15 protein-coding genes and 1 pseudogene are annotated in these 19,302 nt (G+C 72.8%); 8 read left to right on the top strand and 8 right to left on the bottom strand.

Annotated elements, in window-relative coordinates:
- Positions 1-55 precede the first annotated feature (55 nt).
- Entirely contained in the window at positions 56-685 is a 630-nt protein-coding gene (locus CK485_RS11195) for an alpha-ketoglutarate-dependent dioxygenase AlkB (protein ID WP_109449539.1), read from the top strand.
- A gap of 121 nt (positions 686-806) precedes the next feature.
- Positions 807-2,345, top strand: a complete 1,539-nt coding sequence (locus CK485_RS11190) for an MFS transporter (RefSeq protein WP_275124607.1) — start codon at positions 807-809, stop codon at positions 2,343-2,345.
- 51 nt (positions 2,346-2,396) lie between these two features.
- Here CK485_RS11190 and CK485_RS11185 read toward each other — a convergent pair whose 3' ends face one another.
- The 4 genes and pseudogenes from CK485_RS11185 to fdh form a co-directional block, all read right to left on the bottom strand.
- Entirely contained in the window at positions 2,397-2,618 is a 222-nt protein-coding gene (locus tag CK485_RS11185; protein ID WP_109449537.1) for a hypothetical protein, read from the bottom strand.
- A 104-nt stretch (positions 2,619-2,722) separates the two neighbouring features.
- Complete coding sequence (nrfD, locus tag CK485_RS11180) at positions 2,723-3,694, bottom strand: NrfD/PsrC family molybdoenzyme membrane anchor subunit (protein ID WP_109449535.1); 972 nt, start codon at positions 3,692-3,694, stop codon at positions 2,723-2,725.
- Complete coding sequence (locus CK485_RS11175) at positions 3,691-4,533, bottom strand: 4Fe-4S dicluster domain-containing protein (protein ID WP_241968439.1); 843 nt, start codon at positions 4,531-4,533, stop codon at positions 3,691-3,693. The genes nrfD and CK485_RS11175 overlap by 4 nt, the downstream gene beginning before the upstream one ends.
- Before the next feature lie 86 nt (positions 4,534-4,619).
- Positions 4,620-7,888: pseudogene (gene fdh, locus CK485_RS11170) on the bottom strand (formate dehydrogenase).
- A gap of 150 nt (positions 7,889-8,038) precedes the next feature.
- On the opposite strand from fdh, the gene CK485_RS11165 reads away from it, so the two are divergent.
- On the top strand, positions 8,039-9,514 hold the full coding sequence (locus CK485_RS11165; RefSeq protein WP_109449531.1) for an ornithine decarboxylase: 1,476 nt from the start codon (positions 8,039-8,041) through the stop codon (positions 9,512-9,514).
- Positions 9,515-9,601: 87 nt separating this feature from the next.
- Here the strand turns inward: CK485_RS11165 and CK485_RS11160 are convergent, their stop codons facing one another.
- Complete coding sequence (locus CK485_RS11160) at positions 9,602-10,561, bottom strand: LLM class F420-dependent oxidoreductase (protein WP_109449529.1); 960 nt, start codon at positions 10,559-10,561, stop codon at positions 9,602-9,604.
- Between the two features lie 10 nt (positions 10,562-10,571).
- Positions 10,572-12,374, bottom strand: a complete 1,803-nt coding sequence (locus tag CK485_RS11155) for a thiamine pyrophosphate-requiring protein (protein ID WP_109449527.1) — start codon at positions 12,372-12,374, stop codon at positions 10,572-10,574.
- Positions 12,375-12,589: 215 nt separating this feature from the next.
- On the opposite strand from CK485_RS11155, the gene CK485_RS11150 reads away from it, so the two are divergent.
- From CK485_RS11150 to CK485_RS11130, 5 genes are all read left to right on the top strand, one after another.
- Positions 12,590-13,141, top strand: a complete 552-nt coding sequence (locus CK485_RS11150; RefSeq protein ID WP_109452791.1) for a type 1 glutamine amidotransferase domain-containing protein — start codon at positions 12,590-12,592, stop codon at positions 13,139-13,141.
- Positions 13,142-13,205: 64 nt separating this feature from the next.
- Positions 13,206-14,030: an LLM class F420-dependent oxidoreductase gene (locus tag CK485_RS11145; RefSeq protein ID WP_109449525.1), complete on the top strand. Its 825-nt coding sequence runs from the start codon at positions 13,206-13,208 to the stop codon at positions 14,028-14,030.
- 51 nt (positions 14,031-14,081) lie between these two features.
- Complete coding sequence (locus CK485_RS11140) at positions 14,082-14,507, top strand: TIGR03668 family PPOX class F420-dependent oxidoreductase (RefSeq protein WP_199239314.1); 426 nt, start codon at positions 14,082-14,084, stop codon at positions 14,505-14,507.
- A gap of 113 nt (positions 14,508-14,620) precedes the next feature.
- Positions 14,621-15,394, top strand: a complete 774-nt coding sequence (locus CK485_RS11135) for a metalloregulator ArsR/SmtB family transcription factor (RefSeq protein ID WP_109449523.1) — start codon at positions 14,621-14,623, stop codon at positions 15,392-15,394.
- A gap of 117 nt (positions 15,395-15,511) precedes the next feature.
- Entirely contained in the window at positions 15,512-17,041 is a 1,530-nt protein-coding gene (locus CK485_RS11130; RefSeq protein WP_109449521.1) for a glutamate synthase subunit beta, read from the top strand.
- Positions 17,042-17,079: 38 nt separating this feature from the next.
- On the opposite strand, the gene CK485_RS11125 is transcribed toward CK485_RS11130, so the two are convergent.
- On the bottom strand, positions 17,080-18,288 hold the full coding sequence (locus tag CK485_RS11125) for a saccharopine dehydrogenase NADP-binding domain-containing protein (RefSeq protein ID WP_109449519.1): 1,209 nt from the start codon (positions 18,286-18,288) through the stop codon (positions 17,080-17,082).
- Between the two features lie 59 nt (positions 18,289-18,347).
- Positions 18,348-19,301, bottom strand: coding sequence for an MvdC/MvdD family ATP grasp protein (locus CK485_RS11120; RefSeq protein ID WP_109449517.1), 954 nt, complete (start codon positions 19,299-19,301; stop codon positions 18,348-18,350).
- Position 19,302: the final 1 nt, after the last annotated feature.

Below are 19,302 nucleotides of genomic sequence, written 5' to 3'. Positions count from 1 at the left end.
CACGCCGATCCCGGATATGTTCGCTCATGCGTTCGACTCAACTTAGACTGGCCGCATGTCCGTCCCGTTCCAAGGCTCGCTCTTCGGCGCCACCGAGGAGATCGGCCTGCGTCCGCTGGACGGCCTGGCCCGCACGCCGCTGTCGCACGGCGCCTGGATCGACCTGCTGCCCGGCTGGCTGACCGGCGCGGACCAGCTTTTCGAGGTGCTGGCATCGGCTGTGCCCTGGCACGCCGAACGACGGCAGATGTACGAGCGGCGGGTCGACGTCCCCCGGCTGCTGGCGCACTACGGCGAGGACGACGCGCTGCCGCACCCCGTGCTCGACGAGGCCCGCCGGGCGCTCAGTGAGCACTACGCGGACGAGCTGGGCGAACCCTTCCGCACGGCCGGCCTGTGCTACTACCGGGACGGCCGCGACAGCGTCGCCTGGCACGGCGACCGCATCGGGCGCGGCGCCCGGCACGACACCATGGTCGCCATCGTGTCGGTGGGCGAGCCGCGCACCCTGGCGCTGCGGCCCAGGGACGGCGGCGCCGCCACCGTCAGGCAGCGGCTGGGCCACGGCGACCTGATCGTCATGGGCGGCTCCTGCCAGCGCACCTGGGACCACGCGGTGCCCAAGACCGCGCAGTCGGTGGGACCGCGCGTCAGCATCCAGTTCCGGCCACGCGGGGTGGCCTGACCCCGGCGTCCGGCGCCGTGAATCACCACCGCCCGGCGGGGCACCCGTGAGGTGACCGCGCGAGAAGGGCGCGGGCCGCCGCGCAGGCGGGCGGCACGCACGACGCCGAAGGGCCCGCAACGTGACAGCACGCGACACCGCACCCGGTACCACCGCACCCGCCACCGGCTCCGGCCGCGAGGCGCCAGGACGCGACCATCGCTGGTCCGCGCTGGCGGTCTGCCTGGTCGCGGGGTTCATGACGCTCCTGGACGTGAGCATCGTCAACGTCGCCCTGCCCACGATCAAGGTCGGGCTGCACACCTCGGACAGCGCGCTGCAATGGGTGCTGTCCGGGTACGCTCTCACCTTCGGTCTCGCCCTGGTACCGGCCGGACGCCTCGGGGACGCCCGCAGCCGCCGCGCGGTCTTCATGGCCGGACTGGCGCTGTTCACGGCGACCAGCGCGCTCGCGGGCGCCGCGCAAAGCCAGGAGTGGCTGGTGCTGGCCCGGCTGGCGCAGGGCATGGCGGGCGGCATCCTGGTCCCGCAGGTCTCCGGCTTCATCCAGCAGCTGTTCCGGGGCGCGGAGCGCGGCAAGGCCTTCGGGCTACTCGGCGCGACGATCGGCATATCGACCGCCGTCGGCCCGCTGCTGGGCGGCCTGCTGATCCAGGCGTTCGGCGTCACGGAGGGCTGGCGCTGGGTCTTCTACGTCAACCTGCCGATCGGTGCGGTCGCGCTGCCGGTGGCCTACCGGCTGCTGCCCGCACCGGCGGCACCGGACGGGAGCGCGCCGGGGAACGCGGAGCGGAGCGGGACCCCTGAGAAGGGCAGGGGCTCGCGGCGCGGCCGGTTCGACCCGCTGGGCGTCTGCCTGCTGGGCGCGGGCACCGTGTCGTTGCTGTTGCCCTTCGTCCAGGAGCAGCAGTGGCACAGCCCCGCCAAGTGGTGGCTGGTGCTGGTGGCGGTGGTGCTGCTGGCCGCGTTCGTGGGCTGGGAGCTGCGCTACGCCCGGCGCGGGGAACCGGTGGTCAACATGAGCCTGTTCCGGGCCCGCTCGTTCTCGCTGGGAACGCTGCTGTCGCTGCTGTACTTCGCCGGGTTCACCGCCATCTTCTTCATCTTCACGCTCTACCTGCAGAGCGGACTGCGCTACACCGCGCTCGACGCGGGACTGGCGATCACGCCGTTCGCCCTGGGGTCGGGCGCGGCGGCGGCGGTCGGCGGCCGGGTGGTGCACCGGTTCGGCAGGCCGCTGGTGGCCGCCGGGCTGCTGATGGTGGTCGTCGGCCTGGTCGGCGCGACGGTCGCGGTGCACGTGGCGTCTGGGCGGAACGTGGGATGGGAGACGGCCGCGCCCCTGCTGTTCGCCGGGCTCGGCAGCGGTCTGGTGATCTCTCCCAACCAGACGCTCACTTTGGGCGAGGTCCCCGTGCGACGGGCGGGCAGCGCCGGCGGGATGCTCCAGACGGCGCAGCGGATCGGGTCGGCGGTGGGGATCGCGGCGGTCGGCTCGGTGTTCTTCGCCCGGGTCTCGGCGCATCCCACGGACTGGTCGGGCGCCTTCCAGCTCGGTGTGCTGGTGGCCACCGCGTTCGTGGTGGTGGCGCTGCTGGTCGCCATGGCCGACGTGCTCGGCGGGCGGTTCTCGGGGCGGGGCAGCCGCGCCGACCGGTAGCGGTGCCCCTCGCGCCTTTCGTCGTTCCTGCGGTCGCTCAGTGGCGATGGCTCAGTAGCGGTGCTCCTCGACGTCGACGACCGGGGCCGCCGGGCTGGGCGGCTGCATCCTGCGACGCTTGAAGATGCTGACGTAGACCGCGAGGCCGATGATGCCCACCGCGATCATGATCAGGCCCGCCAGGGCCACGTTGACACCCTTGACGTGCAGGTCGACGGCGAATGTCAGTATCGCCCCCAGACCGATCAGGCCGATGCATCCTCCGATGCCCATCGTGGTCGCCTCCGTAGGTGGTTGGGGCTTCGGTCACGCGGCTTCGCCTACCCCGGCCGCCAACGGGCATGCGGGCGCAGCCCGTTGGGCACGGCGAACGCGGATCAGGCGCGCGCGGCGAGCCGTCCGCGCTGCGGGACCACCGTGTACTTGGGGTCGCGGGCCGAGGCGTCGCCGGCGTGGAAGACGCCGAAGCGGGTGCAGGCCGACCCCGCGAGCAGCGCCAGCCCGCTGACCCCGGCGGCCACCCGCCCGCGGCGACCGAGCGTCACGGCGCCCAGCGCGCCGCCCACCGTCAGCAGGCTCGCCGCCTTCATCAGCCGTCCCGCCCGTCCTTCCTTGTAGACCGGGGCGACCATGCCCAACCGGCGTTCCATCGCCCGGGTCACCGCGAACTCCGCGCCCGCCCCGAGCGCCGCAGCGGCGCGCGCCGGGCCGTTCTCCGCGACCGGGCCCACCAGCAGCGCCATCCCGGCGGCGGCCGCGGTCGCCGACGCGGTGAACAGGTAGGGCAGTTCGCGGTAGGCGTCGTGCCAGGCGGGCACGGCGGTGTCGGCGGCGAGCACGGCGGTGTACGCGGCCACGCCAGGCCCCAGCAGCGCCGCGCCCGCGGTCGCCGCGGCGTTCACCCGGGGCAGCCGTCCCGTGGTCGCCAGCACCGCCGCCGCTCCGGCGGCCGGCCCGTAGCAGGCCAGCAGCCACGAGCCCATGCTCATCGGCGAGGTGGGCTTGAAGACCCGCAGCATGTTGGCGAACCGGCCGGGCCGTCCCAGGTCGTGGATGAGCGCGGCGGTGGACAGGGAGATGGAGGCGAGCGAGGAGACCTTCATCGCCCGGGCGGTTACCCGGCGTCCCGTCAGGTCGGCTCCGGCGGCCAGCACCGAACCGGCGCCCGCGAGACCGCCGAGGAAGAAGTACCCCGCGATGTCGCGGGGTTGCCAGGACGGCGGTTTGATCACCGGCCGCCCGTAGTACGAGGTGAACTCCGCCTCCGGGACCATGGATCGCTCGCCCCGGCGGCCGCCTCGCCGCCCGCGGCGCGGCCGTTCTTCCCTCGTCCCGTCGCGCTCGCTCATCGTCCCGCCTTCCGCCACGGCCCGGCGCAGGCGGCGAAGGCGAGCGCGAACCCGCCGAGCAGCGACAGCGCCGCGCCGCCCGCGTGCTTCCACATCGCGGGCAGGTCCCGCGTCGTCACCACCGGGTCCGGCGGCAGCCCGTAGACCTCGGGCTCGTCCAGCAGCAGGAAGAACGCCCCGTCGCCGCCCACACCGTCCTCGGGATCGTGCCCGTAGAGCCTGGCGTCCGCCACGCCCGCCTCGTGCAACTGGTCGACGCGCAGCGCCGCCCGCTCCCGCAGTTCGTCCAGCGGCCCGAACTGGATGGAGTCGGTGGGGCACGCCTTGGCGCACGCCGGTTCCTGCCCGGCACCCAACCGGTCGTAGCACAGCGTGCACTTGAAGACGCGCCCGTCGCTCTCGCGCTTCTCGATCACGCCGTACGGGCAGGCGGGTACGCAGTAGCCGCAGCCGTTGCAGATGTCCTCCTGGACCACGACCGTGCCGAACTCGGTGCGGAAGAGGGAGCCGGTCGGGCACACGTCCAGGCACGCGGCGTGGGTGCAGTGCTCGCAGACGTCCGATGACATCAGCCACCGCAGTTCGGTGCGCCCGTCCGGTGCGGGCGGCGAACCGCCCTCGGCGGTGGGCGCCTCGCCCTGCGGGTGCGGCACCGGGCGGGGTGCGGACTGCTCGATGAAGGCCACGTGCCGCCAGGTGGAGGCGCCGAGCGCCCCGGTGTTGTCGTAGGACATGCCGGTGAGCGCCTGGCCGTCCTCGGGCACGGCGTTCCACTCCTTGCAGGCCACCTCGCACGCCTTGCACCCGATGCACACCGAGGTGTCGGTGAAGAACCCCATGCGCGGCGGGTGTTCGCCGTAGCCGGCGTCGCCCGCGGGGTCGGGCTCGGGCCCGGACAGCAGGCGGCCGAGGACGTCGTCGTGGGTCACGGGCGGACCTCCGTTCCGGTGTGTTCGGTGATGCCCGCCCTGCGGCGGTACTCGGCGACGAGCCGGGGCAGGTCCGGTCCCCTGGGGCGGCGGCCCGGGCGGATGTCCGCGGTGAACGCCTTGTCCTCCTGGATGCGGGAGTCGGGGTCCTGCGCGATGGCGACCAGTTCGTTGGCGGCGTCGCCGGTGGTGGTGCCGTTGGGCCCCCAGTGGAACGGCAGGCCGATCTGGTGGACGGTGCGGCCGTGCACGGTCAGCGGGGTGATGCGGTCGGTGACCAGCACCCGGGCCTCGATCGCGTTGCGGGCGGTGATGACGGTCGCCCAGCCGGTGTGCTCCAGGCCGCGTTCCGCGGCGAGTTGGGGCGAGACCTCGCAGAACATCTCCGGTTGCAGCTCGGCCAGGTACGGCTGCCAGCGAGTCATGCCGCCCGCCGTGAAGTGCTCGGTGAACCGGTGGGTGGTGACGACGTACGGGTAGACGCCCGCGCCCGCCTCGTCGCCGCTGGGGTGGTGGGCGTTGCCGGACCTCGGGTGCAGCTGCCGCACCGGGGAGCGGTTCTGCCCGGGGTAGAGGGCGTTGGGGAACGGGGAGTCCTGCGGTTCGTAGTGCGTCGGCATGGGGCCGTCGGCCAGTCCGGCCGGCGCGTACAGCCAGCCCTTGCCGTCGGCCTGCATGATGAACGGGTCGTCGCCGCGCAGCGCGTCGGGTCCTTCCGCGTCCTTTGGCGGCACGTAGCCGGGCGGGCGGTCGGGCACGAAGTCGGGCACGTCGGGTCCCGTCCAGCGGCCCGCCTCGGCGTCCCAGCGCAGGTAGGCCTTGCGTTCGCTCCACGGGGTGCCGTCCGGCGCGGCGGAGGCGCGGTTGTACAGGACGCGGCGGTTGGCGGGCCAGGCCCAGGCCCATTCGGCGGCCACCCAGTCCTGTTCGGTGTGCGGCTTCCTGCGCGCCGCCTGGTTGACGCCGTCCGCGTAGACGCCGCAGTAGATCCAGCAGCCGCAGGAGGTCGAGCCGTCGTCCCTCAGTTCGGTGTAGGCGCTCAGCGGAGCACCGTCCGGGCCGCGGCCGTTGACCCCGGCGAGCACCGCCTCGGCCACCGGCTCCCGCAGCGGTCCTTCCACCGGGTAGTCCCAGGTGAGGTCGAGCACCGGCCGGTCCATCGGGTCGGTGGACCCTGCCAGCCGCTCCTTGATCCTGCGCCCGAGGTGGTACATGAACCACAGGTCGCTGCGTGCGTCGCCGTCCGGCTCCACGGCCGCGTAGTGCCACTGGAGCCAGCGGTTGGTGTTGGTGAACGAGCCGTTCTTCTCGGTGTGGGAGGCGGCCGGGAAGAAGAACACCTCGGTGCCGATGTCCTCGGTGCGCAGTTCGCCCGACTCGATCTCGGGGCCGTCCTTCCACCAGGTCGCCGACTCGATGAGGGAGAAGTCGCGGACGACCAGCCAGTCGAGGTGGGCCATGCCCAGCCGTTGCAGCCGGGTGTTGGCCGAGCCGACCGCGGGGTTCTCCCCCATCAGGAAGTAGCCCTTGCAGACGCCGTCGAGCTGGGCGAGGACGGTGTCGTAGGTGCTGTGCGAGCCGGTGAGCCGGGGCAGGTGGCCGAAGCAGTAGTCGTTGTCCGCCGTCGCCGCGTCGCCGTAGTAGGCCTTCAGCAGGCTCACGACGTAGCGGCGCATGTCGCCCCAGTAGCCCTTGGCGGTGCGGCTGGCGTCGATGAACGCGTCCAGGTCCTCGTGGGCGTGGGCGTGCGGCATGGGAATGTAGCCGGGCAGCAGGTTGAACAGCGTGGGGATGTCGCTGGAGCCCTGGATGCTCGCGTGACCGCGCAGCGCCTGCATGCCGCCTCCGGGGCGGCCGATGTTGCCGAGCAGCAGTTGCAGCACGCCGGCGGCGCGGATGTACTGCGAGCCCACGGTGTGCTGCGTCCAGCCGACCGCGTAGACGAACGCCGAGGTGCGCTCGCGCCCGGAGTTGCTCGTCAGTTCGTCGCAGACCCGCAGGAGCGTCTCCTTCGGCACGCCGCAGATCCGCTCGACCATCTCGGGTGTGTAGCGGGCGTAGTGGCGTTTGAGGACCTGGTAGACGCAGCGCGGGTGGGTGAGCGTCTCGTCGCGGTCCGGGGCGGGGTTGGCGGAGGCACCACCCGAACCGTGCGCCTCGCCCCCACCCGCCGAGCGCACCGCTCCCATCGAGCCGCGATCGCTCAACTCGTCGTAGAGCTGGTCGCGTTCGCCTGAGGCGGCCTGGACCTCGGAGCCCTGGTACTGCCAGGTCTTGGTGTCGTAGTGGCGTTCCGACTCGTCGAGCCCGGAGAAGACGCCGTCCAGGTCCTCGGTGTCCTCGAAGTCCTCGGACACCAGCGTGGCGGCGTTGGTGTACGCGAGCACGTACTCGCGGAAGTCCTTGCCCTCGGTCAGGACGTGGTTGATGATCCCGCCGAGGAAGGCGATGTCGGTGCCGGCGCGGATCGGCACGTGCAGGTCGGCGAGCGCGCTGGTGCGGGTGAAGCGCGGGTCGACGTGGATGACGGTCTCGCCGCGCGCCTTGGCCTCCATCACCCACTGGAAGCCCACCGGGTGCGCCTCGGCGTAGTTTGAGCCCTGGATGACCAGGCAGTCGGAGTGCTGGAGGTCCTGCATGAACGTGGTGGCGCCGCCCCGCCCGAACGACGTGCCGAGTCCGGCGACGGTGGAGCTGTGGCAGACCCGCGCCTGGTTCTCCACCTGGACGACGCCGAGGCCGGTCAGCAGCTTCTTGATGAGGTAGTTCTCCTCGTTGTCCAGCGTGGCGCCGCCGAGGCTGGCGATGCCGAGGGTGCGCGCGGTGCGCAGGCCCTCGTGCTCCCAGTGCCAGGTCTCCCGGCGGGTGGCGACGACCCGGTCGGCGACCATGTCCATGGCCGTCTCCAGGTCGAGCCGCTGCCAGTCGGTGGCGTACGGCGCCCGGTAGAGCACCTCGTGCAGCCGGGAGGAGCCGGTGGTCAGTTGCAGCGTCGCCGACCCCTTCGGGCACAGCCTCCCCCTGCTGACCGGTGAGTCCGGGTCGCCCTCGATCTGCACGACCCGCTCGTCCTTGACGTAGACCTGCTGCCCGCAGCCGACCGCGCAGTACGGGCAGATGGAGCGCACGACGCGCTCGGCGGTACGGGTGTGGGGGTCAGCCGCGCGCTCACCGGTGACTTGGCGGCGGCGCCGCGCCCGAGCCGGTCCTCGCCGGTGAGCTGGCGGTAGACCGGCCACGACTCGATCCGTTTCCGTATGTCCATGCCGACCCTCCTGGCTCGCGACATCGGCCGCACGGCGGCTACCCGCCACCGTCCTGCTTACCCCTGCCGCCCGCGCGGCGCAGGTCGGGCGGGCGGGCCACGGGCGCGGGGTGCCGTTTCCCGCCCCGGCGGTGCGGGCAGCCGCGCACCATGGACCACTCGCAAGCGCCCGTACTGGAAGCACTCGACGCCTACCGCCGGGAGGGTCAGACACCGTTCACGCCGCCGGGGCACAAGCAGGGCCGCGGTGCCGATCCGCGGGTGCGGGCGGTGCTGGGCGAGGGCGTGTTCGCCTCGGACGTGCTGGCCATCGCCGGGCTGGACGACCGGATGTCCTCCGCGGGGGTGCTGGAGCGCGCCCAGGAGCTGATGGCGGACGCGGTGGGCGCGCGGCACACGTTCTTCTCCACCTGCGGCAGCTCTCTGTCGGTCAAGAGCGCCATGCTGGCGGTGGCGGGTCCGCATGAGAAGCTGCTGGTCAGCCGGGATGCCCACAAGTCGGTGGTGTCCGGTCTGATCCTCTCGGGGGTGAGGCCCATCTGGGTGGAACCGAGGTTCGACGAGGAACGGGGCCTGAGCCATCCGCCCGGCCCCGAGGCGTACGAGGCGGCCTTCGCCGAGCACCCGGACGCCCGGGGCGCGCTGGTGACGAGTCCCACCCCGTACGGAACGTGCGCGGACATGGCGGCGATCGCCGAGGTCTGTCACCGGCGCGGGCGCCCGCTGATCGTGGACGAGGCCTGGGGCGCCCACCTGCCGTTCCACCCCGACCTGCCCGCGTGGGCGATGAGCGTCGGCGCGGACGTGTGCGTGACGTCGGTGCACAAGATGGGCTCGGGCCTGGAGCAGGGCTCGGTCTTCCACCTCCAGGGCGACCTGGTGGATCCCGCGGTGCTCGAGTCGCGGGAGGACCTGCTGGGCACCACGAGCCCGTCGGTGCTGCTGTACGCGGGGATGGACGGCTGGCGCCGCCAGATGGTCGAGCAGGGCCACGAGCTGCTGGACGCGGCGATCCGGCTGGCGGGGTCGGTGCGGGAGCGGGTGGAGGAGCTGGAGGGGCTGCACGTCAACGGCCCCGAGTTCCTCGGCCCGGACCGCGCGGCGCAGCTGGACCCGCTCCAGGTGGTCATCGACGTCTCCGGGCTCGGCACCACCGGCTACCGGGTCGCGGACTGGCTGCGTGAGCACCGGCACGTCAACACCCACTTGTCGGACCACCGCCGGGTCAGCGCCCAGTTCACCCATGCCGACGACCCGCACACCGCGGACCTGCTGCTGGTCGCCCTGGACGACGTCTCCAGCCAGGCCCACCATCTGGAGCCGTCCGTGCGTGTCGACGTCCCCTCGCCGCGGGAGCTGCGGCTGGAGCAGGTGGTGCTGCCGCGCGACGCGTTCTTCGGCCGGACCGAGCAGGTGCCGGTGAAGGAGGCGGCCGGACGCGTCGTCGCCGAGATGCTGACCCCGTACCCGCCGGGCATCCCCGCCGCCCTGCCCGGTGAGCGGCTGAACGCGGCGGTGGTGGACTACCTGCGCGGCGGTGTGGAGGCCGGGATGGTGGTGCCGGACGCGACCGACCCGAAGCTGGAGAGCGTGCGGGTCTTCGTGGAGGGCACGGAACCGGGATAGGAAGGCGACCCCATGAGGCGGCCCCGCGAGCGTCTCGCTCGCGGGGCCGCCTCATGGGGTCGGTCGGGTGACCACGGCTGCCGTCGGTCAGCCCTCGCGCAGGGCCGGCAGCACCCGGGTGCGGTAGAAGTCGAAGAAGCCCTGCTGCCGCGGTCCGATCTGGTTGACGTACACCTCGTCGAAGCCCGCTTCGGCGTACGCCCGCACGGTGGCCACGTGGGCGTCCACGTCGTCGCCGCACGTGACGGCGTCCGCGACCATCTCCTCGGTGACCAGCGTGCTCGCCTGCTCGAAGTGGCGTGGCGTGGGCAGGATCTGGGCCAGTTCCCCGGGCAGTTGCTCGTTGGGCCACAGCCGGTGCGCGGTGCGGACCGCCTCGGCGCGGTCGGTGCCCCAGCACACCTTGACGCCGCCGAGGACCGGGTTGCCCGCGCCGCCGGACTTGCGGTACTGCTCCACCAGCGACTCGTCGGGCATCATCGTCACGAAGCCGTCGCCGATGCGCCCGGCGAGTGCGGCGGCCTGCGGCCCGAAGCCGGACACGTAGATGGGCACCGGTTCGTCGGGCAACGTGTACAGGCGGGCGTTCTGCACCGTGTAGTGGGTGCCGTGGTGCGAGACCTCCTCACCGGTCAGCAGCCGCCGGATCACCCCGAGCGCCTCCTCCAGCATCTCGGTGCGCACGGTCGCCTCGGGCCACGGACCGCCCAGGATGTGCTCGTTGAGCGCCTCTCCGGTGCCGACACCGAAGCGGAAGCGGCCGCCGGCGATCACCCCGGAGGTCGCGACGGCCTGCGCGACCACCGCCGGGTGGGTGCGCACCGTGGGGCAGGTGACGAACGTGGTCACCGGAAGGGAGCTGACCTGCGACAGGGCGCCGATCATCGACCACACGAAAGCGCTCTGGCCCTGCTCGCCGTTCCACGGGTGGTAGTGGTCGGAGATGGCCAGCGCCTCGAAGCCGGCCTGCTCCGCCATCCGTGCCTGGTCCAGGAGTTGGGCGGGGGTGAACTCCTCGCAGGACAGGAAGTATCCGTACGCCGTCATGCGGGCCCTCTCATTCCTTCTCGGACTTCGAGCCGCCGGGCAGGAACTCCTGGACCTTCGCCTTGAAGCCCTGCCGGATCATGGAGGCGCGGTCCGGGTCGCCCTGCACGATGGCGGCGGTCGCTGCCTCGATCTGGTCCAGGGTGGCGTGCGGCGGGATGGGGGGCACGGCCGGGTCGGTGCGGAAGTCGATGACGTACGGCCGGTCGGCGGCGAGCGCGGCCCGCCAGGCGTCCGCGACCCGGCCGCGCTCCTCCACCCGGCTGCCCAGCAGGCCGAAGGAGACCGCGACGTCGGCGTAGCGCACGTCGGGGATGGCCTGCGACTCGACGAACTGCGGTGCGCCGGACATCGCCCGCATCTCCCAGGTCACCTGGTTGAGGTCCTGGTTGTTGAAGACGGCGACCACCAGGCGCGGATCGCTCCAGTCGCGCCAGTACTTGGCCGCGGTGATCAGTTCGGCCAGCCCGTTCATCTGCATCGCGCCGTCACCGACCAGGGCGATCGCCGGGCGGTCGGGGTGCGCGAACTTGGCGCCGATGGCGTACGGCACGCCGGGCCCCATCGTGGCCAGCGTCCCCGACAGCGAACCGCGCATGCTGCCGCGCATCCGCAGGTGGCGGGCGTACCAGTTGGCGGCGGAGCCGGAGTCCGCGCTCACGATGGCGTCGTGCGGCACCTGCTCGTCGAGAGCCGCCACGACGTACTCCGGGTTGAGGGGGTCGGCCTCGACGGCGGCCCTGCGCTCCATCACCTCGCGCCAGCGCGCGACGTTGGACTCGATGGTCTTGCGCCACTTGTGGTTCTTGTTCTTCTTCAGCCTCGGCAGCAGCTTGCGCAGCGTCTCGCGGGAGTCGCCGACGAGGTTGACCTCGAACGGGTAGCGCAGGCCGACCATGCCGGGGTCGACGTCGATCTGCACGGCGCGCGCCTGCCCGAACTCCGGCAGGAACTGCGTGTAGGGGAAGCTGGACCCGATGACCAGCAGGGTGTCGCAGTCGCGCATCATCTCGTACGACGGGCGGGTGCCGAGCAGTCCGATCGAACCGGTCACGTACGGCAGGTCGTCGGTCAGCACGTCCTTGCCCAGCAGGGCCTTGGCGACGCCGGCGCCGAGCAGGTCGGCGACCTCCTGGACCTCGGCGGCGGCGGCCTTGGCGCCCTGGCCGATCAGGATGGCCGTCTTCTCCCCGGCGTTGAGCACCTCGGCGGCGCGGTCGATGTCGCCGTCCCGCGGCACCGGCAGCGACTCGGAGACGCCGAGGCTGGAGGGCACCATCTTGAAGGCGTGGGTGGGCGGGGAGTAATCCAGTTCCTGCACGTCCGCCGGAACGATGACCGCGGTGACGGTGCGCCGTGTGTACGCGGTGCGGATGGCGCGGTCGAGGACGTTGGGCAGCTGCTCGGGCACGTTGACCGTCTCGCAGAACTCGCCCGCGACGTCCTTGTACAGCGACGCGAGGTCGACCTCCTGCTGGTACGAGCCGCCCATCGCGCTGCGGTTGGTCTGCCCGACGATGGCGACCACCGGCACGTGGTCGAGCTTGGCGTCGTACAGCCCGTTGAGCAGGTGGATCGCGCCCGGCCCCGAGGTCGCGGCGCACACACCGAGCCGACCGGAGAACTTTGCGTAGCCGACCGCTTCGAAGGCGGCCATCTCCTCGTGCCGGGCCTGGACGAAGCGCGGTTTGTCGTCGGCTCGGCCCCAGGCGGCCAGCAGCCCGTTGATGCCGTCGCCGGGATAGGCGAAGACGTGGTCGACACCCCAGTCCCGCAGACGTTCCAGGATGTAGTCCGAAACCTTGCCAGCCATGGCTCTCCGTTCCGCCCGTCGTCACGTTTGTGCCGCTCCTGCGTTGCGGGTAACCGCGTGGCGGCGTTCGAAACAGCGCCCGGCGGCATCTGGGGGAGCCGACGGCACGGCGCGGGGACCGGCCCGGGCGGACGGGTGAGCACCGGTTTCGGCGCGGTATGCCCGGGTACGCGTGGCGCGGACCACAAGCTCCTATCCGGAAGGTCGTGAACACCATGAAGGTCGCGTTCCTCGTGGCGCCCGAAGGGGTCGAGCAGGTCGAGCTGACGGATCCCTGGCAGAAGGTGAAGGACTTCGGGGCCACCCCGGAACTGGTCTCGACGGACTCCGGAACGGTCCAGGGGTTCAACCACCTCGACAAGGGCGACACCTTCCCGGTGGACCGCACGGTGGACTCCGTCTCCCCCGACGACTACGACGCGCTGGTGCTGCCCGGCGGTGTGGCGAACCCCGACTTCCTGCGCACCGACGCGAAGGCGGTGGCGTTCACGAAGGGGTTCTTCACCGCGGGCAAGCCGGTCGCCGCGATCTGCCACGGCCCGTGGACGCTGGTCGAGGCGGACGTCGTGAGGGGCCGCACCCTCACGTCGTGGCCGAGTCTGAAGACCGACATCCGCAACGCGGGCGGCACTTGGGTCGACCAGGAGGTCAAGGTCTGCGACGCGGGCCCGAACACCCTGATCACCAGCCGCAAGCCGGACGATCTCAAGGCCTTCGGCCAGGCGCTGACCCAGGCACTGGAGTCGGCCGGCTCCGGCGGGAAGTGAGGCGGCCCGGCGTGGCGGCGAACAGCGACGCGGCTGCCGGGAGGAGCGAAGGAAGGTGGGCGGTGTGAAGTTCGGGATCGCCACGTTCCCCACCGACGAGGGGATCGCCCCCGCGCCGCTGGGACGCGCAATCGAGGAGCGCGGGTTCGACTCGCTGTTCGTCGCCGAGCACAGTCACATCCCCGCCGAGCGCACCTCGCCGTACCCGGGCGGCGGTGACCTGCCGCGCGTCTACTACCGCACGCTCGACCCCTTCGTGGCGCTGACCGCCGCCGCGACGGTCACCGAACGTCTGCTGGTCGGCACCGGCATCGCGCTGGTGTCGCAGCGCGACCCCATCCACACCGCGAAGCAGATGGCCTCCCTGGACCTGGTCTCGAGGGGCCGGGCGGTCTTCGGGGTGGGGGTGGGCTGGAACAAGGAGGAGATGCGCGACCACGGCACCGATCCCGCAACGCGCGGGCGACTGGTCGACGAACGCCTGCGTGCCATAAGGGAGTTGTGGACCGAGGAGCAGGCCGAGTTCCACGGGGAGTTCGTGGACTTCGGGCCTGCGTTCTGCTGGCCCAAGCCGCTGAGCAAGCCCCATCCGCCGATCTACGTCGGCGGCGGCGAGGCCGCGTTCGGGCGGGTGGCGGAGTTCGGCGACGCCTGGCTCGCCAACAGCCTTCCGCCCGACCGGCTCGGCCCGCTGATGGAGCGGCTGCGGGAGCGGGCGGGCCGGGACGTGCCGGTCACGGTGTACGCCATTCCCAGCGACCCCGAGGTCATCGAGGGCTACGTGCGGCTGGGCGTCGAGCGGTTGCTGTTCCACCTGGCGACCGAGCCGGAAGACCGGACGTACGCGCGGCTCGACGAGTTCGCGGGGCTCGCGGCGGCGTTCCACTGAACCGGGATGTTCCGCGAGCGGGCCCGGCGTGCCACGGAAGGCGGGGGCGCGATGGCCTCGATGACGCCCGAACGGGCGCGCGAGCGGTTCGCCGGCGCGCGGGTGGCGCGGCTGGCCACCGCCGACGAGGACGGCCGCCCGCACGTCGTGCCGGTGGTGTTCGCGGTACGCGGTGAGGCCGTACTGATGGCCGTCGACCACAAGCCCAAGCGGTCGCGCGCTCTCAAGCGCCTGGACAACATCGCCGCCAACCCGGCGGTCTGCCTGCTGGCGGACGGCTACCAGGAGGACTGGGACGCGTTGTGGTGGGCGCGCGCCGACGGCACCGCCCGCGTACGAGCGGCCGACGGCCACGGCGACCCGGCGATCGCGGCGCTGCTGGCCAAGTACCCGGCGCAGTACGGCGATCGGCCGCCGCGAGGACCCGTGATCGAGGTCGCCGTCGCCCGGTGGTCGGGCTGGACCGCCGCCGGCTGAACGCCTGGGAGCGATGCGTCAGCGGGATCCCCACTGCGGCACGCGTCCTGCCTACCCAGGCTCGATAGGTGACCCAATTGACACGTGTCTTTTGGGTCACCTATCATGGACGCATGGACGAGGACGTCGACGAGGGCGCGGTGTTCAAGGCGCTGGCCGATCCCACCCGTCGGGCGCTGCTCGACGCGCTGCGGGAGCGGGACGGCCAGTCGCTCGGCTCGCTCCAGGCCGGGTTCGAGACCACCCGGTTCGCGGTGATGAAGCATCTGCGGACACTGGAGGAGGCCGGCCTGGTGGTCACCAGACGGCAGGGCCGGGAGAAGCTCCACTTCCTCAATCCCGTTCCCATCCGGCTCGTCCACGACCGGTGGGTGAGCAGGTACGCCGAGCCTTGGGCGGCGACGCTCAGCGGGCTCAAGAGGCAACTGGAGACTTCCATGGAACAGGTCTTCGAGATCTACATCCGCACCACCCCGCACCGGCTGTGGGAGGCGATCACCGACCCCGAGGCGCGCGCCGCCTACAGCTTCGGCGTCGCGGCGCTGAGCGACTGGACGCCCGGCTCCCGCTTCGAGATGCGGCACACCGCCTCCGGCACCCTCATCGGCGAGGGCGAGACGCTGGAGGCCGATCCCCCGCGGCGGCTCGTGCAGACGATGACGGCGCTGTGGAGCGACGAGGTGAAGGCCGAGGGCGCCAGCCGGATCACCTGGGAGATCGAGCCGATCGCCGAGGACTCCTGCCGCCTCACCGTCACCCACGACCGGCTGCGCCAGGGCGCCAACCCGGAGCTGTACGGCGGCTGGCCGATGATCCTCTCCGGCCTGAAGACCTGGCTGGAGACCGGCGAGAAGCTCACCACCCCCGGGTCACTGCGCTACGGGTGAACCGGCGGACGGCAGCCTCACCCGGGTGGACGTACGCTGGCGAAAAGGCGCCGCGCGCCGGCGCCCGTCCCCGCCATCCCGTAACCCGCACCCCGCACCGTCGCAGTGGAGGCCGTCATGGCCGGTCGTTGGGGCTTCCTCACCACCCCTCGCGTCAGCCGCCCGCGCCGCCCGGTCGCTGAGCGGCTCGCGGACTGGCGGGAGGTCCACGACGGCCGCCCGCTGCTGCCGGTCGTCAGCGCCCAGGCGGGGCGGTGCATGGACTGCGGCATCCCGTTCTGCCACGCCGCCTGCCCGCTGGGCAACCTGATCCCCGAGTGGAACCTGCTGGTCGAGGCGGACGACTGGGCGGCGGCGAGTGAGCGGCTGCACGCCACCAACAACTTCCCCGAGTTCACCGGCAGGCTCTGCCCGGCTCCCTGCGAGGACGGCTGCGTGCTCGCCATCGACGCCGACCCGGTGACGATCAAGGACGTCGAGGTGGCCATCGCCGACCAGGCCTGGCGCGAGGACCGGGTGCGGCCCGTCCGCCCGCGCAGGACGAGCGGCCGGAGCGTCGCGGTCATCGGTTCCGGCCCGGCGGGGCTGGCCGCCGCCCAGCAGCTGGTACGCGCCGGGCACGCGGTGGACGTCTACGAGCGCGACGACCGCGCCGGAGGCCTGCTGCGCTACGGCATCCCCGACTTCAAGATGGAAAAGCGCCATCTCGACCGCCGCCTGAGCCAGTTGACCGCCGAGGGGGTGCGCTTCCACACCGGCGCCGAGGTGGGGGCACGTCCGACCGCCGACGAGGTGGCCGCCGGTCACGACGCCGTCGTGGTCGCGATCGGCGCCACCGCCTGGCGCGAACTACCCGTCCCGGGCCGGGAGTTGGCGGGCGTGCACCAGGCGATGGAGTACCTGCCGCAGGCCAACCGGGTCAGCCGGGGCGAGTGGTCGTCGCCGCCCGTCACCGCCCGGGGCAAGCACGTGGTCATCGTCGGGGGCGGCGACACCGCGGCCGACTGCCTGGGCACCGCACTGCGCCAGCGGGCGGCCTCCGTCGTCCAGCTCGACATCCGCCCGCACCCGGGCCACCGCCGCTCCCCCGACGAGCCGTGGCCCACCGTCGCGCACGTCTACCGCGCCTCCCCGGCGCACGAGGAGGGCCAGTCGGTGGCCCGCGCGGTCCGCACCCGGGACGACGCCGCGACCGGTGGCCTGCCGCTGCCCGCCACGGACGAGGACGTGCGGGTCTTCTCCGCCTCCACGGTGCGGTTCGAGGGCGACGCCTCGGGGCACGTACGGGCGCTGCGGGTGGCTGACAGCGAGCCCGCGTCACGGCTGCCGCTGCCCGGCACCGAGCGGTCCATCCCGGCCCAACTGGTGCTGCTGGCCCTGGGGTTCACCGGCCCACCACCCGACGCGGAGCTGCTGGGGCAGTTGGGGCTGCGGCTGGACGCGCGCGGCACCATCGCGCGGGATCCCGGCTTCGGCACCGCCCGGCCCGAGGTGTTCGTCGCGGGCGACGCCGGGCGCGGCCAGTCGCTGATCGTGTGGGCGATCGCCGAGGGACGCTCCGCCGCGGCGGCCGTCGACCGCTACCTCATGGGGACGACGGACCTGCCGGCCCCGGTCAGCGCGACCGACCGGCCGATCGCGGTGTGACGGCCTGGCCCGGCGGGCCGGGACGGGACGGGACGCCGTCAGCCCTTCCAGCGTCCGGGCGCCGACCTGGGCGGTGCCTGCAGGACGGCGAAGCGCATGCCGGCCGCCGTCAGCCGGTCGATCAGCGCCGTGCCCATCGCGACGGCGGGGGTGAGCTGGCCCGCGGTGACCGGAAGGTCGTCGAAGGCCAGGGACAGCGCGGACTCGGCGAGCATCAGCGACGTCGCCCCGTATCCGGGGTCGCCGCCGGACACTTCGGTCCACACCCGTTCGGTGCCGCAGCGTCCCGCGAAGCGCACCGTGAACCAGCCCTTGGCCCGCCGGCGCTCGTCCGGGCCCTCACCGGGCTTGCGAGCGCGCTCCAAGGCCCGGCGCACCGGCGGGAGTTGAGCGGCTGCCAAGGCACCTACGACGCCCGCCGCGCCCGCCAGGGCGAGCGGCAGCCATTTGACGGCCGCGTTGTGCGCGTAGCGGAAGTCGGGCCCGTAGTCGGCGAGCGCGGCGGCGGAGCGGGTCACCACCATGGGGTCGATCGTGGGCATCGGCAGGGTCCAGGCCCGCGCGTCCGCGGACCAGCGCGGGGCCCGTACCACCGCACGGCTGCGGCGCCCGGCGGGGGCGGGCTCGGCGGCGCGACGACGGCGGGCGGCCCGGAGCGTCGCCAGCGGCCGGGAGACCGCCATCAGCGCGGAGGCGACGGTCCCGCCGGACACCGTTCCGGCCGCCCTGACGAACCCCTCAATGAACACAGGGGCGTCGGACGGGAGTTGACGTACGGTCAGCAACACGCCCAGATCATGCGGAAGGGAGTCGAAGCCGCACGAGTGCACGATCCGGGCACCGCTGGCCACCGCCGCACGATGGTGCCGCAGGTACATCAGGTCCACGAACTCCGGCTCGCCGGTGAGGTCGACGTAGTCGGTGCCCGCCTCGGCGCACGCCGCCACCAGCGGTTCACCGTGACGCAGGTACGGGCCCACGGTGGAGATGACCACCCGGGTCCGTCCGGCGAGGTCGCTCAGCGTGTCGGGGCGAGCGGCGTCGGCGGTCAGCAACGGCAGGGACGCGCACGCCGGGTCGAGGGCGGCCAGTCGCTGCCTCACCCGCTCCAGTTTGGCCGGATCGCGTCCGGCGAGCGCCCAGCGGCATCCGTGGGGCGCGTGCCGGGCCAGGTACTCGGCGGTGAGCCCGCCGGTGAAACCGGTCGCGCCGAACAGCACGACGTCGTACGGACGGGAGGACCCCATATCGACCCTACTGACGAGTAGACAACAGGGGCCACGCTAGGCAGCGTGCGGCCCCCGCGTCAACGGCCCCGCTCCCCCGGCGCGCCGAGCCAGTCGGCGATCGCCTCCGATACGGGCAGTCCGGCGACGAGTTCGAAGAAGCCGAACTGCCCGGAGGCGTTGCATTCCAGGAAGTACCAGGTGCCGTCCCCGGTCACCGCGAAGTCGAAGGCCCCGTAGGCGAGTCGGGCCCGGTCCATGAACGCGGCGGTCTTCGCCGCGATGTCCCGCGGCACCTCACCGGCCCGCCAGCGGACCGCATCGGGGTCGGCGTAGCGCCAGTCGAGGTCGTCCCGACCCGCGGGCGTCTCCTCGGTGCGGGCGCAGAACATCCGGTCGCCGACGACCGTCAGCCGCACGTCGTAGACCTTTTCCACCCGGTGTTGCAGGCAGGTGGCCGACCCGGCGACACCGGCGAAGTCCGCGTCGGCGGGCACCGCGGTGGTGGGCAGCGCCAGCGGCGGGTCGTCGGGCGCCCGGCCGGAGACCGACTTGCACACCAGCGGCCCGTGGTCCGCGGCGAAGCGCCCCGCGGCGGACGGTTGAGTGGTCAGCAGCGTGGTGGGCACGGTGAGCCCGACCGACTCGGCGACCGACAACTGCCACATCTTGTAACGGCACGCGGTGTGCGCGTCCGGGTGGTTCATCCACCGCACGGCCGGCAGCGCCCGCAGCGTGCCGTACCACGCGTGGTCCGACTCCAGCGCGGTCCAGGCGGGTTGGTCCGCCGCGCCGAGCCCGGGTCGCCCGGGCCGCCGCACCCAGATCGAGCGGATCTCGCGCAGGTCCGTGGTGCGGCGGTCGGTGGTGATCCGCCCGGCCGGGCCGCCCGCCGTGTGGACCGCCGCGAGGTCGACGGTGCGCGGGAAGTCGGCCGGGTCGACCCGCAGCACGGGGACGCCGGTGGCGTTGAGCCGCCGGACGACCATGTCGGCCGTCACGTCCTCGGCGCAGGTCAGGATCAGTACGGTCATC

The organism is Streptomyces sp. ICBB 8177 (assembly GCF_003144095.1).
GTDB lineage: Bacteria > Actinomycetota > Actinomycetes > Streptomycetales > Streptomycetaceae > Streptantibioticus_D.
The sequence above is the reverse complement of the archived record's forward strand: the minus strand, read 5'-3'. Positions and strand labels throughout refer to the sequence as shown.

Excerpts from the sequence above, each read along its gene's own strand:
- CK485_RS11130 (WP_109449521.1), top strand. The coding sequence starts at position 15,512 with ATGGCCGGTCGTTGGGGCTTCCTCACCACCCCTCGCGTCAGCCGCCCG.
- CK485_RS11120 (WP_109449517.1), bottom strand. The coding sequence starts at position 19,301 with ATGACCGTACTGATCCTGACCTGCGCCGAGGACGTGACGGCCGACATG.
- CK485_RS11160 (WP_109449529.1), bottom strand. The coding sequence starts at position 10,561 with ATGACGGCGTACGGATACTTCCTGTCCTGCGAGGAGTTCACCCCCGCC.
- CK485_RS11195 (WP_109449539.1), top strand. The coding sequence starts at position 56 with ATGTCCGTCCCGTTCCAAGGCTCGCTCTTCGGCGCCACCGAGGAGATC.
- CK485_RS11185 (WP_109449537.1), bottom strand. The coding sequence starts at position 2,618 with ATGGGCATCGGAGGATGCATCGGCCTGATCGGTCTGGGGGCGATACTG.
- nrfD (WP_109449535.1), bottom strand. The coding sequence starts at position 3,694 with ATGAGCGAGCGCGACGGGACGAGGGAAGAACGGCCGCGCCGCGGGCGG.
- CK485_RS11135 (WP_109449523.1), top strand. The coding sequence starts at position 14,621 with ATGGACGAGGACGTCGACGAGGGCGCGGTGTTCAAGGCGCTGGCCGAT.
- CK485_RS11150 (WP_109452791.1), top strand. The coding sequence starts at position 12,590 with ATGAAGGTCGCGTTCCTCGTGGCGCCCGAAGGGGTCGAGCAGGTCGAG.
- CK485_RS11165 (WP_109449531.1), top strand. The coding sequence starts at position 8,039 with ATGGACCACTCGCAAGCGCCCGTACTGGAAGCACTCGACGCCTACCGC.
- CK485_RS11155 (WP_109449527.1), bottom strand. The coding sequence starts at position 12,374 with ATGGCTGGCAAGGTTTCGGACTACATCCTGGAACGTCTGCGGGACTGG.
- CK485_RS11140 (WP_199239314.1), top strand. The coding sequence starts at position 14,082 with ATGGCCTCGATGACGCCCGAACGGGCGCGCGAGCGGTTCGCCGGCGCG.
- CK485_RS11125 (WP_109449519.1), bottom strand. The coding sequence starts at position 18,288 with ATGGGGTCCTCCCGTCCGTACGACGTCGTGCTGTTCGGCGCGACCGGT.
- CK485_RS11175 (WP_241968439.1), bottom strand. The coding sequence starts at position 4,533 with ATGGGGTTCTTCACCGACACCTCGGTGTGCATCGGGTGCAAGGCGTGC.